A 15,020-nucleotide genomic window follows, 5' to 3' on the forward strand; every position below is an offset into this window, starting at 1 on the left:
CCGGGTGAACGGGGGCTGGGCTCGACGCGGCCCGGGTCAGTAGGACTTGGGCAGCCCCAGGGTGTGGTGCGAGACGAAGTTGAGGATCATCTCCCGGCTGACCGGCGCGATCCGGCCCACCCGGGACGCGGTGATCAGCGACGCCAGACCGTACTCCGTGGTGAGGCCGTTGCCGCCGAGCGTGTGCACCGCCTGGTCCACCGCCTTCACCCCCGCCTCGGCCGCCGCGTACTTCGCCATGTTCGCCGCCTCGCCCGCCGCCATGTCGTCGCCCGCGTCGTAGAGATGCGCGGCCTTCTGCATCATCAACCGGGCCAGTTCCAGCTCGATATGGGCCTGGGCAAGGGGGTGCGCCACGGCCTGGTGCGAGCCGATCGGGGCGCCCCACACCTGGCGGGTGCTCGCGTACTCCACGGCCTTGCCGAGTGCGTAACGGCCCATGCCGATGGAGAAGGCGGCGGTCATGACGCGCTCGGGGTTGAGCCCGGCGAAGAGCTGGAGCAGGCCCGCGTCCTCGTCGCCCACCAACGCGTCGGCGGGCAGCGCCACATCGTCGAGGAAGAGCTGGAACTGCTTCTCCGGCGCGGACAGTTCCATCTCGATCTGCCGGAACTCGAAGCCGGGCGTCTCCCGTTCGACGATGAACAGGCACGGCTTGAGCCGGCCGGTGCGGGCGTCCTCGGTGCGGCCGACGATCAAGGTGGCGTCGGCGATGTCCACGCCGGAGATGAAGACCTTGCGGCCGGTGAGCAGCCAGCCGCCGCTCGCCGGGTCGCGGCGGGCGGTGGTGGTGATGCGGTGGGAATTGGAGCCGGCGTCGGGCTCGGTGATGCCGAAGGCCATCCGCAGCGACCCGTCGGCCAGGCCCGGCAGCCAGCGCTGCTTCTGCGCGTCGGTGCCGAACCGGGCGATCACCGTGCCGCAGATGGCGGGGGAGACCACCATCAGCAGCAGCGGACAGCCGGCAGCGCCCAACTCCTCCAGTACGATGGAGAGTTCGGCGAGACCGCCGCCCCCGCCGCCGTACTCCGCCGGCAGATTGACACCGAGATAACCGAGGCGGCCCGCCTCCTGCCAGAGTTCGTCGGTGTGTTTGCCGGCCCGGACGGTCGCGGTGAAGTAGTCCCGGCCGTAGCGGCGCCCGAGGCCGGCGACGGCGCCGCGCAGGGCACGCCGTTCCTCGCTTTCGAGCAGTGCGCTGTCGAAGGTGCCCTGGGCGGTGCTCATGGTCCCGATTCCTCCTTGACGACGGCGAGTACGGCGCCGAGTTCGACCTGCCGGCCGACGCCGGCGGTCAGTTCGGTGAGCGTTCCGGTGACCGGTGCGGTGATCACGTGCTCCATCTTCATCGCCTCCAGCCACAGCAGCGGCTGCCCGGCCTCGACCCGGTCGCCGGCACCGAACCCGGCGGTCCGTACGACCGTTCCGGGCATGGGTGCCCGCAGTGACCCCGGTACGGTCTGCTGCCGCGGGTCGGCGAACCGGGGCAGCGCGGTCAGGGCGGCGGACCCGAGGGCGGAGTCGACGTACACCTGGTCGCCGTAGACCGCGACGTCGAAGGTCCGCCGCACCCCGCCCACGTCGAGCACCACCCGCTCAGGGGCGGCGCTCACCACGGTGGTGCCGGGCAGGCCCTCGGGGGCCGGGCCCTGCCGTTCCCACCGGTAGCGGACCTCGTACGGGTGGCCGTCCGGCTCCCCGCGGTAGGTCTTCAGCTGCGGCTGCGAGGGCAGACTCCGCCAGGCGCCGAGGCGCGCGGCGACGGGCCGGCCGTCGGTGGCCGCCCGGGCGGTGCGGCCCGCCGCGTCGGCGAGCGCCGCGGCCAGCGCGGCGAGTTCCAGGAAACCGCCACCGGAGCCGCCGGGAGCCGGGGCACCGCCCTGCGGGCCCGCGCCGGCGCCGCGCGCCCGCGGCGCAGGCACGCTCGCCCGGTCCGCGGTGGGGTCGCCCGGCTCTGCGCGGTCCGTGGTGGGTCCGTCCGGCTCCCCGCGGACCGTGGTGGGGTTGCGCGGCTCTGCGTGGTCCGTGGTGGGTCCGTCCGGCTTCGCGTGGTCCGCGGTGGGGTCGTGCGGCTCTGCGTGGTCCGCGGTGGGGTTGCCCGGCTTCGCGCGGTCCGTGGTGGGTCCGTCCGGCTCCCCGCGGACCGTGACGGGGTCACGCGACTCCGTTTGGTCCGTGGCCCGCTCGCTCGGGTCCGCCCGGTCCGGGTCCGCCGCGGGTTCCCCGCCGGAGGTGGGGAGCAGGCCCAGGTCCGCCGCGTGCCGTTCCAGGAATCCCGTGTCCAGGCGGCCGGCGGCGAAATCCGGGTGCCGCAGTACGCGGATCAGCAGCTCCCGGTTGGTCGGCGGACCGTGCAGCCGGGTGCGCCGCAGCGCGTGGGCGAGGCGGCGGACCGCCTCGGCGCGGGTGGGGGCCCAGGCGATGAGCTTGGCGAGCATGGGGTCGTAGTGGACGCCGATCTCCTCGCCGCCGGTGACGCCCGCGTCCAGCCGCAGGCCCGCCTCGCGGCCCGGCGCAACGCCGAACTCCACGTCGACGCCAGGGACGTCGAGGCGGTGCAGCGGTCCGGGCTGCGGGCGCCAGCCGCGGGCCGGGTCCTCCGCGTAGAGCCGGACCTCGATCGCGTGGCCGCGCGGCCCCGGCGGCTCCGGGGGCAGGGCCGCGCCCTCGGCGACGCGGATCTGCCAGGCGACCAGGTCCAGACCGGTGACGCACTCGGTGACCGGGTGCTCGACCTGGAGCCGGGTGTTCATCTCCAGGAAGCGGGGCCGCCCGTCCCGGCCGACCAGGAACTCCACCGTGCCCGCGCCGGTGTAGCCGATCGTCCGGGCCGCCCGCGCCGCCGCTTCGTACAGTGCCGCCCGCACCTCGCCGCTCAGCCCCGGCGCCGGGGTCTCCTCGATCACCTTCTGGTGCCGGCGCTGCACCGAGCAGTCCCGCTCGCCGAGCGTCCACACCGTGCCGTGCGCGTCGGCGAGCACCTGCACCTCGATGTGCCGGGCGCCTTCCGCGTACGGCTCGACGAACACCTCGCCGTCCCCGAAGGCAGCCGCGGCCTCCGCCTGGGCCGCCGCCAACTCCCCTTCCAGTTGGGAGAGTTCGCGCACCACCCGCATCCCTCGGCCGCCTCCGCCGGCCGCCGCCTTCACCAGCACCGGCAGATCGGCGTCCGTCACCGCCGCCGGGTCCAGCGCGGCGAAGAGCGGTACGCCGGCCGCCGCCATCAGCTTCTTGGCGCGGGTCTTGGAACCCATCGCCGCCACCGCGTCCGGCGGCGGACCGATCCACACCAGCCCGGCGGCCTCCACCGCCCGGGCGAACTCCGCGCTCTCGGAGAGGAATCCATATCCCGGGTGCACCGCGTCCGCGCCCGCGGCGAGCGCCGCCGCCACCAGCAGGCCGGCCCGCAGATACGTCTCGCCCGGCGCGTCACCGGGCAGCCGTACCGCCGCGTCCGCCTCCCGCACGTGCGCCGCACCCGCGTCGGCGTCGGAGTGCACGGCCACCGTGGCGATCCCCAGCTCCCGGCAACTGCGGAAGACCCGGCGGGCGATCTCCCCCCGGTTGGCCACCAGTACGGACCCGATGTCAGCGTTCATCAGCACAGCACCTCACATCCGGAAGACGCCGAAGCCGCCACGTGCGCCCTCGACCGGGGCGCCGTGGACGGCGGACAGACACAGGCCGAGGACCGTACGGGTGTCGCGCGGATCGATGACACCGTCGTCGTACAGCCGCCCGGACAGGAACATCGGCAGCGACTCCGCCTCGATCTGCTGTTCCACCATCGCCCGCAGCGCCGCGTCCCCGTCCTCGTCGTACGGCATCCCCTTGGCCAGCGCCGACTGGCGGGCCACGATCGACAGCACCCCGGCCAGCTGCGCCGGGCCCATCACCGCGGACTTGGCGCTCGGCCAGCAGAAGAGGAACCGCGGGTCGTAGGCACGGCCGCACATGCCGTAGTGCCCGGCACCGTAACTCGCCCCCATCAGCACCGAGATGTGCGGGACCCGCGAGTTGGAGACCGCGTTGATCATCATCGCGCCGTGCTTGATGATGCCGCCCTGCTCGTACTCCCGGCCCACCATGTAGCCGGTGGTGTTGTGCAGGAAGAGCAGCGGGACGTCCCGCTGGTTGGCCAACTGGATGAACTGCGCCGCCTTCTGCGACTCCGCGCTGAAGAGCACGCCCTGCCGGTTGGCGAGGATGCCGACGGGATAGCCGTGCACCTCGGCCCAGCCGGTCGCCAGGCTCGGCCCGTAGAGCGGCTTGAACTCGTCGAACTCCGAGCCGTCCGCGATGCGTACGATCACCTCGCGCGGGTCGAACGGGGTGCGCAGGTCGCCGGGCACGATGCCCAGCAGGTCCTCGGCGTCGAAGAGCGGCGGGCGCGGACCGGGACGCGGACGGGGCCCCGCCTTGCGCCAGTTGAGCCGGGCCACCACCCGACGGGCGGTGCGCAGCGCGTCCGGTTCGTCCAGGGCGAAGTAGTCGGCGAGACCGGAGACCCGGGCGTGCATGTCGGCGCCGCCCAGCGACTCGTCGTCGCTCTCCTCGCCGGTGGCCATCTTCACCAGCGGGGGACCGCCGAGGAAGACCTTGGACCGTTCCTTGACCATGATCACGTGGTCCGACATGCCGGGCACATACGCGCCGCCGGCCGTCGAGTTGCCGAACACCACGGCCACGGTGGGGATACCGGCCGCCGACAGCCGGGTCAGATCGCGGAAGAGGGCGCCGCCGGGTATGAAGATCTCCTTCTGGCTGGGCAGATCGGCGCCGCCGGACTCCACCAGGCTCACCACCGGCAGCCGGTTGGCGAAGGCGATCTCGTTGGCCCGCAGGGCCTTCTTCAGCGTCCACGGATTGCTCGCCCCGCCGCGTACCGTCGGGTCGTTGGCGGTCACCAGGCACTCGACGCCCTCGATCACGCCGATGCCGGTGACGATCGAGGCGCCGGTGGTGAAGTCGCTGCCCCAGCCGGCCAGCGGGGACAGTTCGAGGAACGGCGTGTCCGGGTCGAGCAGCAGCTCTATGCGCTCCCGGGCGAGCAGCTTGCCGCGATCGTGGTGCCGCTCGCGGTACTTGGGGCCGCCGCCGGCCAGCGCCTCGCCGTGCGCCGCCGCGACCTCGGCCAGCCGCTCCAGCATCACCGCCCGCCGCTCGGCGAAGTCCGCCCCGCGCAGGTCGAGTTCCGTCACGATGCGCCCTTTCCTGGTACGCCCGCCGGGCGGCCCTTGCCCGGCGGGCCGGCGAATGCCTGTGCCACCGACAGCCATGCGTCCGCGTCCGGTCCCACCGCGCGTACCGCCAGATCGTCGCGGTGCCTGCGCCGCACGGCCAGCAGACAGAAGTCGAGCGCGGGCCCGGTCACCCGCTGGGCCGCGCCGGCCGGGCCGAAGGTCCACAACGTGCCGTCGGGGGCGCGCAGTTCGACCCGGAACTCCTCGCCGGGCGCGGGTTGGCGGTGTACCGCGAAGGAGTAGTCGCGGGCGCGTACGGCGATCCGTGCGACATGCCACAGCCGGGCGGTCGGCGTCCTGCGCACGCCCAGCGCGTCGGCCACGTCCTCGCCGTGCGCCCAGGTCTCCATCAGCCGTGCGGTGGCCATCGAGGCAGTGCTCATCGGCGGGCCGAGCCAGGGGAAGCGGGCCCCGGGCGGCTGCTCCGCGAGCGTCGTCCACAGCAGCGAACGGCCCGCCCGCCACCGCTTGAGCAGCGTCTCCGGCGGCATGTGGGCGCCGGCGCGGGCTCCGTCCTCCACGTGCGTGGTCACGTGGGCGGCGGCGGTGCCGACTTCTCGGGCGAAGCCGTCCGGATCGCGCACCGCGAGCAGCGCCAGCCGGTCCGTCCAGGCGAGATGCGCGATCTGATGCGCGACCGTCCACCCCTCGGCCGGCGTCGCCCGCCGCCACGCCGCGGCCCCTGCCCCGCCGACCAGCTGCTCCAGCGCGTCCCCCTCGGCGCGCAGGTCCGCCAGCACGGCACGCACCGCCTGCGCGTCGGCCACGGGCCACCCCTTCCGGTCACACTGCGGAACGAGCGTGGCAGGGGCCGGAAAAACAATCAAGCGTGCTTGCATTTTTCCCCCACGAGAACCTCACCCCCCACCCACGCGCCACCGCCGACCCACGCGCCACCGCCCACCCCGCCCCGCGGGCGCCCCCCCGTAAACCGGTCGGAGGCTCGCCCCCGCAGCGGATAAAATCCGGAATCTGATGAGTGCCACTCTCGTTGCCAAGAATCTCGCCGCCGGGCACGGCGACCGTGCGTTGTTCAGCGGGCTCGACCTGGTCGTCGCGCCGGGGGACGTGATCGGTCTGGTCGGTGCCAACGGGGCCGGGAAGTCGACGCTGCTGCGGCTGCTCGCCGGGCTCGCCACCCCGGAGGACGGCACGCTGCGGCTCAATCCGCCGACGGCGACCGTCGGGCATCTGCCGCAGGAGCCCGAGCGGCGGCCCGGCGGCGAGACCGTACGGGAGTTCCTGGCCCGCAGGACCGGGGTCGCGGCAGCGCAGGCCGCACTGGACGCCGCCACCCAGGCGCTGGTCGACGCGGCGCCCGGCGCCGACGACGCCTACGCCGACGGTCTGGAGCGCTGGCTGGCGCTGGGCGGCGCCGACCTCGACGAGCGGGCCGAGGAGGCCGCCGCCACCCTCGGCCTCGGTGTCAGCCTCGACCTGGAGATGTACGCACTCTCCGGCGGCCAGGCCGCCCGCGCCGGCCTCGCCTCACTGCTGCTCAGCCGGTACGACGTCTTCCTGCTGGACGAGCCCACCAACGACCTGGACCTCGACGGCCTGGAGCGGCTGGAGAAGTTCGTCACCGGCCTGCGCGCCGGCACCGTCCTGGTCAGCCACGACCGCGAGTTCCTCACCCGTACCGTCACCCGTGTCGTCGAACTCGACCTCGCCCAGCAGCAGGTCAACGTCTACGGCGGTGGCTACACCTCGTACCTGGAGGAGCGGGAGACCGCCCGCCGGCACGCCCGGGAGGAGTACGAGGAGTACGCCGACACCAGGGCGGGCCTGGAGGCCCGGGCCCGGATGCAGCGCGGCTGGATGGACAAGGGCCTGCGCAACGCCGTCCGCAAGGCCCCCGACAACGACAAGATCGCCCGCAAGGCCAGGACCGAGAGCAGCGAGAAGCAGGCCGCCAAGGCCCGCCAGACCGACCGGATGATCGAGCGTCTCGACACCGTGGAGGAGCCCCGCAAGGAGTGGGAGCTGCGGATGGAGATCGCCGCGGCGCCCCGCTCGGGCGCGGTCGTCGCCACCCTGCGCGGCGCCCGCGTGCGGCGCGGGGACTTCGCCTTCGGCCCGGTGGACCTGCAGATCGACTGGGCCGACCGGGTGGCGATCACCGGCGCCAACGGCTCGGGCAAGTCCACCCTGCTGGCCGCGCTGCTCGGCCGGCTGCCGCTGGACGAAGGGCAGGCCACCCTCGGCCCCGGCGTACTGATCGGCGAGGTCGACCAGGCCAGGGCGCTCTTCCGCGGCGACGAACCGCTGCTGGACGCCTTCCGGGCCCCCGCGCCCGACCTGGATCCGGCCGACATCCGCACCCTGCTCGCCAAGTTCGGTCTCAAGGCGGCCCATGTGCTGCGGCCCGCGGCCACCTTGTCGCCCGGTGAGCGCACCCGCGCCGCCCTGGCACTGCTCCAGGCCCGCGGCGTCAATCTGCTGGTGCTCGACGAGCCCACCAACCACCTCGACCTGCCGGCCATCGAGCAACTGGAGGCGGCACTGGCCGCGTACCAGGGCACCTTGCTGCTGGTCACCCACGACCGGCGGATGCTGGACGCCGTCGACGTCACCCGCCGCATCGAGGTCGCCGACGGGCGGATCACCGAGCGCTGAGCCGCCGCCCGTACGAGACCCGGGCAGGGAACCGCTTCCGCCTCCGCCGCGTCACATCCCCGACCGGACACCCGGGGCACGGTGAGGGAGGAAGAGTGGGGAAGCGGATACGCACTCGGACACCGGCCGTGCTGGCCGCCGTGGCCGCGGCCGCCGTGCTGATCGCGGGCTGCGGTTCGGACGGCGGTTCCGGCGGGAGTACGAGCGGCGGCTCGGGCGGCGGCTCGGGCGGCGGGGGAAGTACGACACCCTCCGCGCCGGGCAGTTCGGCGGGGTGCGGCGATGTCGTGCTCACCCCGACCAGCGGCAGCGAGGTCTGTGTGGGGCTCGGCCGCACCCTGCGGCTGGACTTCGGCCAGGGGAACAACTCCGCCCACGCGACCGGCACCGCACTCACCCAGATCTCCCCAGGCGTCTTCCGTGGCGCCCGGGCGGGCAGCGCCGAGCTGAGCGGTCAGCGGCGCCTGTGCCCGACCGCGAAGCCCGGGGAAGTCGCGTGTGACGGCATCGCCGGGTGGCGGGTCACCGTCCGGGTGCGCTGAGCAGACGTGCCCGGCGGTGACGGACGAAGGACCCGGACCGGCAATGGGGGCCGGTCCGGGTCCTTCGTCTTGTCGCTGATTGTCGCTGAGTCTTTCCCTGCTCCTTCAGGTGATCAGCTGACGCTGACCGCCGTGTCGTCGATGAGGAAGCTGGTGGAGAGGGAGCTGTCCTCGGTGCCGGTGAACTTCAGGGTGACGGTCTGGCCGATGTAGGGGGTGAGGCTGACGCTGCGCTGGACGTAGCCGGTGCCCTTGTTGGCGTTGGAGTAGCTGGCGATGGTGGTGGAGCCGGCCTGGACGGTGAGCTTGTCGTAGGCGGTGCTGCTGGTCTCCTGGGAGCTGATGTAGAGGTAGTAGGTGAAGGTGGCGCTGGTGCAGGTGGCGGGGATGGTCACCGACTGGGAGAGGGTGTCGGTGTGGGTGGTGCCGTAGCCGTCGAGCCAGGCCTTGTAGGAGCCGGTGTGGGCGGGGGCGCCGGTGCTGTTGTCGATGACGCCGGTGGACTGGGTCCAGCCGGTGGCGCCTGATTCGAAGCCGGGGTTGGTGAGGAGCTGGCCGGCGGTGCAGCCTCCGCCGCCGCCTGAGCTGGTGACGGTCCAGGTGAAGGAGGCCGAGCCGGTGGCGTTGGTGGAGTCCGTGGCGGTGACGGTGACGCTGGAGGTGCCGGTGGCGGTGGGGGTGCCGGAGATCAGGCCGGTGGAGGCGTTGATCGACAGCCCGGCCGGCAGGCCCGTCGCACTGTAGGTCAGGGTCTGGCCGGAGGCCGAGTCAGTGGCGTGGACCTGCAGGCTGGCCGCGGTGTTCACCTGCGTCGACTGGTTGCCCGGGCTGGTGACCGTCACCGTGTTGCCGCCGGTCGAGCCGCCGTTGGTGAAGGCCGCGGTGCCGTTCGGGGTGCCGAGGCCGGTCGGACCGTCGTAGCCGGACTTGGCGGTGCACAGGTAGCTGCTGCCGCACGAGCCGTTGGCGCCGCTGGTCACGTCGTTGAGCGACCCGGTGTGGGAGTAGGGGTAGGAGGCGGGGACCGTACCGGCCGCGGGGGTGCCGGCCAGCGCGTAGACCGAGGCGATGATCGGCGACGAGGCACTGGTGCCGCCGTAGACCTGCCAGCCGCTCGCCTGGTAGCTGTCGTAGACGGCCAGACCGGTGTTCGGGTCGGCGACCGCGGAGACGTCGGCGATGGTGCGCTTGCTGCAGCCGGTGTCGGTCTGCCAGGACTGCTTGGTGTCGTAGGCGGAGCAGCCGGAGCCGGCGCCTTCACCACCGGAGCTGGAGCCCCACACCGACTCGGTCCAGCCGCGCGAGGAGCCGCTGGACCGGCTCAGCGAGGTGCCGCCGACCGCGGTGACGTACTTGGAGGCGGCCGGGTATTCGGCGCCGTAGCCCTCGTCGCCTGAGCTGACGGTGATGGCGACGCCCGGGTGGTTGAAGTACGAGCTGTCGTAGGAGGTGTCCGAGGACGACTCGCTGCCGCCGTAGCTGTTGGAGACGTACTTCGCGCCGAGCGACACGGCGGTGTTCACCGCGGTGCCCAGGTTGGACATGCTCGCCGAGGTCGCCTCGACCAGCAGGATGTGGCACTGCGGGCAGACCGCGCTGACCATGTCGAGGTCGAGCGAGATCTCACCGGCCCAGCCGGAGTCCGGGCTCGGGTAGCTGGTGCCGCCGGTCTGGTTGACCTTCTTGAAGCAGCCGTTGGCCGTGGTGCAGGCCGACAGGCCGTACTGCGAGCGGTAGGTGCCCAGGTCGGCCTCGGCGTTGGGGTCGTCCTGCGCGTCCACGATGGCCACCGTAGCGCCGGATCCGGCGCTCGACGGCAGGGCGTAGGCGCTGCGCAGGTCGGTGGGGCCGTAGCCGGACGGGGTGGCGTTCGGGGTGATGCCGAGGTGGTGCACCACGTCGGTGCGCACCAGCGACAGACAGGACATGTATCCCTGCTTGGCGGGGGTGGCACAGACGCGCTCGGTCTGCGGGGTGGACGCCTGGACGGAGATCCGGGGGGCTGCCTTGGCGGCAGGGTGGACGGCCGCCGGAGCGGCGGCGACGGACGGCGCGGCGGTGGCCATGAGGCCGCCGGTGACGAGGGCGCCGGTCGCGACGAGCGCGAGGGTGGCGCGGCGGACAGCCCGCGCGACCCGGCCGGGACTCTTCAACTGCAATGAACTGCCCTCCATGGGGGGATCGGCTCCCAATGGGCTGTTCCGTACGGCCGGCGTCATATGTCAAGCGCATGACAATCCGTTGACCGAGGGGCTGGTCAAGGTCATGACAATCTTGCAACCGATCGCACGGTGGTACGGCATCGCCCGGGACTGCGTGTGGCGCACGTTCACTGGTGATCTGGCTGTCAATGACGGTCAACGACTGTCAACGGCTGCCAACTCCTGCTGACTGCCACCCCGTTGAGTGGTGACCGGACTGAAGGTAGTGAGCGGTGCGTCAAGGGATTACCGGGGAATGGCAAAGGATTCCCCCCGGCTTCCACCATCCGCCCCGCGCTTCCGCCGGACGATCTCCGCCGTATACCTTGAGGCGCCATGGAGACGGAGGAAGGACCGGTCAACGACCTCGTGGCGCTGGGCCTGGCCCGCTACGAGGCCCGGGTCTACCTCGCGCTCATCCGCCGCGAGTCGTACACCGCGGCCGAGGTCGCCCGCGAGGCGGATGTACCGCGGCAGCGCGTCTACGACGTGCTCGACGCGCTGGTCCGCCGGCGGTTGGCCACCGCCCACCCCGGCCGGGTCGCCACCTTCTCCGCGGTCGCGCCGGAACTGGCCGTCGCCCGGCTGATGACGCTGCAGCGCGAGACGCTGGAACGGCTCGACCGAGTCTCCTCGACCCTGACCGCCGCCCTCGTCCCGGTCTGGTCCGACGGCCGCACCCACACCGTCCCGCTGGACTACGTCGAGATCCTGCGCGACCCCAAGGCCATCGCCGAGGCGTTCCTGGACATCCAGGCCCAGGCGAGGAACGAACTGCTCAGCTTCTGCAAACCGCCCTTCGTCGCCCCGGCGCTGAACACCCCGGGCATCAAGGCGGTACGGCGGCTGCGCCGGGCCGGCGGCTCGGTCCGGGCGGTCTACACCCACGAGGCGCTGGACGACGACGACGTCCTGGAGAACGTGCGCCGCTCGCGGGCCGCGGGGGAGGAGAGCCGTTTCGCCGCGGAGCTGCCGCTGAAGCTGGTGGTCGCGGACGCGACCCTGGTGCTCTGTGACATGCCCGACCCGGTGGCCGGGACCGGAGCCACCACCGCGCTCTACATCGAGCACCCCGCGCTCGCCGCGTGCCTGCGGCTGGCCTTCCTCACGGTGTGGGATGGAGCACAGGCGGAACCGGTGGGCAGGCCCTGACCGGGATTCCCGGCCGGGAGCGGCTGTGAGGTGCGTCCGGAACCGCGCCGAACAGGCCGGACGGGACATCCCGGGCGTTACAGTGACGGCGTGGCCGTGTTCCTGCTCGGAGTCGGTGCCGCCTGCTGCCTCGGCTGGGGTTTCGTGCTGCAGCAGCGCGCAGCTGCCCGTGCCCCGATCGCGGACTTCCTCTCCTTCCGGCTGCTGCTCGACCTGATCCGGATGCCGGACTGGCTGCTGGGCGTGGCGCTGATGGTCTGCGGCCAGGTGCTCGGCGCGGTCGCGCTCGCCTACGGTGAGATCTCCCTCGTCGAGCCGCTGACCGCGACGAACCTGCTCTTCGCGATGGCGCTGTCCCGCTGGATCACCCGGCAGCCGCTGGGCTGGTCGGGATGGTGCGGTGTCCTCCTGCTGGCACTCGGTGTGACCTCCTTCATCGTCGGCGGGCGACCACAGGGCGGCGGCCACGAGGCCGGAGCGCTGCGGCACTGGCTGGTCTTCGGCATCGTCGCCGGGCTCGCACTGCTGCTCACTCTCAAAGCCCGCAGGCTCCAGCCGTCGGCCGAGGCGGCGCTGCTGGGGCTGGCCGCGGGACTCCTCTACGGGCTCCAGGACGCGCTCACCCGCGTCTGCGGCCAGATCGTCCAGGACGAGGGCATCGCCAGTCTCTTCACGCACTGGCAGCCCTACGGCGTCGGCGCGATCGGCCTGACCGGCATGCTGCTGGTGCAGAGCGCCTTTGAGATGGCCCCGCTGCGGATGTCGCTGCCCTCCCTCACCGCCGCCCAGCCACTGGCCGGTATCGCCTGCGGAGTGGGCTTCCTCGGCGACCGGCTCCGGGTCACCCCGGGCGCCCTGGCCTGGGAGGTTGCCGGACTGGTCGCGATCGTGATCGGCGTCGTCCTGCTGGGCCGGCACCCCGCGATGCCCACCGGCGCCCCGCCCAAGCCGAAGGTGGGCGCGACCCGGGTCGAGTGAGGTTCCCCCGCTCAGCCGGCCGGCCGGGCCCAGGTGAACCGCGGCTCGCGGCGCTCCAGGAACGCGGCGATGCCCTCGGCCGCCTCCCGCTCGGCCCCCGCCGGGCGGGGATCGCGGTCGGCGCCCGGTTTCCCCTCCGGCGGCAGGGCCTTCCCCTCCGGCGGCAGGGCGGCGGACTCCTTCGCGGTGACCTGGGTCAGCTGCGAGCGGGACCCGAGCAGCGCGGTGTACTCGCGCACCCGCCGGTCCAGCGCGCCGGCCGGCAGCACCTCGTCGACCAGACCGGTCCGCAGCGCCCGCTCGTGGTCGATCAGCTCGGCCGAGAAGAGCAGGTGCTTCGCGGCCGACGGTCCGGTGAGCGCGACCAGCCGCCGGGTGGTGGCGGCCGGGTAGACGATCCCGAGCCGGGCCGGGGTCACCCCGAAGCGCGCGCCCTCCGCCGCGAACCGCAGATCGCAGGCGACCGCGAGCTGGCAGCCGCCGCCCACACAGAAGCCGCGGATCACCGCGAGCGTCGGCTTGGGGAAGGCCGCCAGTGCCTCCTCGGCCGCCACCGACGCGGCCCGGCCCGCCTCGACGCCGCCCGGCCGCGACAGGTCGTTGATGTCCGCGCCGGCGCAGAAGGTGCCGCCCGCGCCGGTGAGCACCAGCACCCGTACCCGTGGATCGGCGGCCAGCGGTGCCAGCACCTCCGGCAGCGCCTCCCACATGGCGAGCGTCATCGCGTTGCGCCGGGCGGCGTTGCCGATGGTGACGGTGGCGGTGCCGCCCTCGACGCGCACCAGCAGACCAGGACCTGGCACGGTCATACGGGCCCCTCACCTCTTTCTGGATCTCCGGCGCTTCCGGCATGCGGAAGATCGGACACTACGGATGGTACGGATCGGACGGAGATCACTTCCGGGCCGCTCACAGCCGGAAGTGGTCGCCCCGCGGACTGATTGCGTCGGGAAGAGTCGAAAACCGCGGAAAGGCGCGGACTTACGATTTCCTGCACGTGCAGTTGCAACGGGCGTCGACACTTTGACCTGTAAGGCGGAAGCTGCCGGACGGCCGGCCGCGGATGCGGGGACACGTCACGGGAAGGCGCGGGTGGGTGCGGTCATGGAGGTCCGCGGGAGCGTTCCGACAGGTCAGGCTCCGGCTCCGAGACCGTACGAGGGGGTGTGGCGGTTCACCGTCCCGGCCATCGACTCGTCCGTCCCGCAGGTGCGGCACGGCGTCCGCGGACTCGTCGCCGACCTGGGTGTCCCGATGGAGGAGGACCTGTTCTACGGGTTGCTGCTGATCGTCTCGGAGCTGGTCACCAACGCGGTCAAGCACGCGGCGGTGCTCTCGCCGGAGATCTCGGTGGAGGTCGCGGTCGGCGCCGAGTGGATCAGGGTCGCCGTCGAGGACAACCACCCCTACCGCCCCAAGGCCCTGGAGACGGACCACGGGCGTACCGGCGGACGCGGGCTGCTGCTGGTCAAGAGCATCACCGACGACGCAGGCGGCTCCTGCGACGTCACCCAGACCCCGACCGGCGGCAAGGTCATCTGGGCGGCGCTCCCGTTGCGCGCCGCCGCGGGTTGAGCCCCCTCCCGGCCCCGGCTACCAGCCGGCCTTGCCGCCGGTGATCTCGCGGACCGTCGGCAGCACCGCGTCCAGCACGGTCTGGAACCAGGCGGAGAACGGCCCGTCGGCGCGCAGCCGCTCCAGCTCCTCGGGACCGACGAAGGAGGTCTCCTCGATCTCCTCCGGGTCCGGCCGCAGCCGGTCGTGGACCAGCCCGACGAAGAGGTGGTTGTACTCCTGCTCGACCAGCCCGGAGGCCGGGTCCGGGTGGTTGTAGCGGACGGTGCCGGCCTCGCGCATCAGCACCGGGGCGACACCCAGCTCCTCGGCGGTCCGCCGGGCCGCGGCCACGAACGGCTTCTCGTCGGGGTACGGGTGCCCGCAGCAGGTGTTGGACCAGACACCGGGGGAGTGGTACTTGCCCAGCGCCCGGCGCTGGAGCAGCAGCCGGCCCTCGTCGTCGAAGAGGAAGACCGAGAAGGCGCGGTGCAGCCGCCCGGGCGCCAGGTGCGCCGACAGCTTCTCCGCCGTACCGATGGTCACGCCGTCCTCGTCGACGAGTTCGAGCATGATCGGTTCCGCGACCCCGTTCGGGGACGGCGGGGCCGAGACCGCGCCGGGTCGGCCGGTGGCAGGACTGGTGGGCATATCCATCCTTCGCGTTCGACGACAAGACCTTAGTCTGCCTCACCCACCGTCCCCGCCCGCGACCGCATCGCGCACCGGGACCG

General features: G+C 72.9%; 12 protein-coding genes. 5 read left to right on the plus strand and 7 right to left on the minus strand.

Translation table 11 applies throughout. The annotated features are described in order from the left end of the window. Positions 1–36 precede the first annotated feature (36 nt). Genes OG552_RS29345 through OG552_RS29360 form a run of 4 tightly spaced genes read right to left on the minus strand, consistent with a single transcriptional unit; the run spans position 37 to position 6,010 of the window. Entirely contained in the window at positions 37–1,227 is a 1,191-nt protein-coding gene (locus tag OG552_RS29345; protein ID WP_329138016.1) for an acyl-CoA dehydrogenase family protein, read from the minus strand. Next, on the minus strand, positions 1,224–3,599 hold the full coding sequence (locus OG552_RS29350) for an ATP-binding protein (protein WP_329138018.1): 2,376 nt from the start codon (positions 3,597–3,599) through the stop codon (positions 1,224–1,226). The genes OG552_RS29345 and OG552_RS29350 overlap by 4 nt, the downstream gene beginning before the upstream one ends. Before the next feature lie 12 nt (positions 3,600–3,611). Next, entirely contained in the window at positions 3,612–5,150 is a 1,539-nt protein-coding gene (locus tag OG552_RS29355) for an acyl-CoA carboxylase subunit beta (RefSeq protein WP_329141247.1), read from the minus strand. A 47-nt stretch (positions 5,151–5,197) separates the two neighbouring features. Next, positions 5,198–6,010, minus strand: a complete 813-nt coding sequence (locus OG552_RS29360) for a TIGR03084 family metal-binding protein (protein ID WP_329138020.1) — start codon at positions 6,008–6,010, stop codon at positions 5,198–5,200. A gap of 208 nt (positions 6,011–6,218) precedes the next feature. Here OG552_RS29360 and OG552_RS29365 point away from each other — a divergent pair, with 208 nt between their 5' ends. Next, positions 6,219–7,859, plus strand: a complete 1,641-nt coding sequence (locus tag OG552_RS29365; protein ID WP_329138022.1) for an ABC-F family ATP-binding cassette domain-containing protein — start codon at positions 6,219–6,221, stop codon at positions 7,857–7,859. A 95-nt stretch (positions 7,860–7,954) separates the two neighbouring features. Continuing rightward, positions 7,955–8,401, plus strand: a complete 447-nt coding sequence (locus tag OG552_RS29370) for a hypothetical protein (protein ID WP_329138024.1) — start codon at positions 7,955–7,957, stop codon at positions 8,399–8,401. A 113-nt stretch (positions 8,402–8,514) separates the two neighbouring features. On the opposite strand, the gene OG552_RS29375 is transcribed toward OG552_RS29370, so the two are convergent. Next, positions 8,515–10,575 carry a putative Ig domain-containing protein gene (locus OG552_RS29375; protein WP_329138025.1) on the minus strand — a complete coding sequence of 687 codons (2,061 nt, stop codon included), beginning with the start codon at positions 10,573–10,575 and terminating at the stop codon, positions 8,515–8,517. A gap of 363 nt (positions 10,576–10,938) precedes the next feature. On the opposite strand from OG552_RS29375, the gene OG552_RS29380 reads away from it, so the two are divergent. Together OG552_RS29380 and OG552_RS29385 are read left to right on the plus strand one after the other, a co-directional pair. Continuing rightward, on the plus strand, positions 10,939–11,754 hold the full coding sequence (locus OG552_RS29380; RefSeq protein ID WP_329138028.1) for a TrmB family transcriptional regulator: 816 nt from the start codon (positions 10,939–10,941) through the stop codon (positions 11,752–11,754). 90 nt (positions 11,755–11,844) lie between these two features. After that, the gene (locus OG552_RS29385; RefSeq protein ID WP_329138030.1) at positions 11,845–12,732 is read left to right on the plus strand and encodes a DMT family transporter; all 888 of its coding nucleotides are present in this window, start codon (positions 11,845–11,847) and stop codon (positions 12,730–12,732) included. Positions 12,733–12,743: 11 nt separating this feature from the next. Here OG552_RS29385 and OG552_RS29390 read toward each other — a convergent pair whose 3' ends face one another. Then, on the minus strand, positions 12,744–13,541 hold the full coding sequence (locus OG552_RS29390) for an enoyl-CoA hydratase-related protein (protein WP_329138032.1): 798 nt from the start codon (positions 13,539–13,541) through the stop codon (positions 12,744–12,746). Positions 13,542–13,836: 295 nt separating this feature from the next. Here OG552_RS29390 and OG552_RS29395 point away from each other — a divergent pair, with 295 nt between their 5' ends. Next, positions 13,837–14,307: an ATP-binding protein gene (locus OG552_RS29395; RefSeq protein WP_329138033.1), complete on the plus strand. Its 471-nt coding sequence runs from the start codon at positions 13,837–13,839 to the stop codon at positions 14,305–14,307. Positions 14,308–14,325: 18 nt separating this feature from the next. On the opposite strand, the gene idi is transcribed toward OG552_RS29395, so the two are convergent. Beyond that, positions 14,326–14,937, minus strand: a complete 612-nt coding sequence (gene idi, locus OG552_RS29400; RefSeq protein WP_329138035.1) for an isopentenyl-diphosphate Delta-isomerase — start codon at positions 14,935–14,937, stop codon at positions 14,326–14,328. Between the last annotated feature and the right edge of the window lie 83 nt (positions 14,938–15,020).

This window comes from Streptomyces sp. NBC_01476 (genome assembly GCF_036227265.1).
Classification (GTDB): Bacteria; Actinomycetota; Actinomycetes; order Streptomycetales; family Streptomycetaceae; genus Actinacidiphila.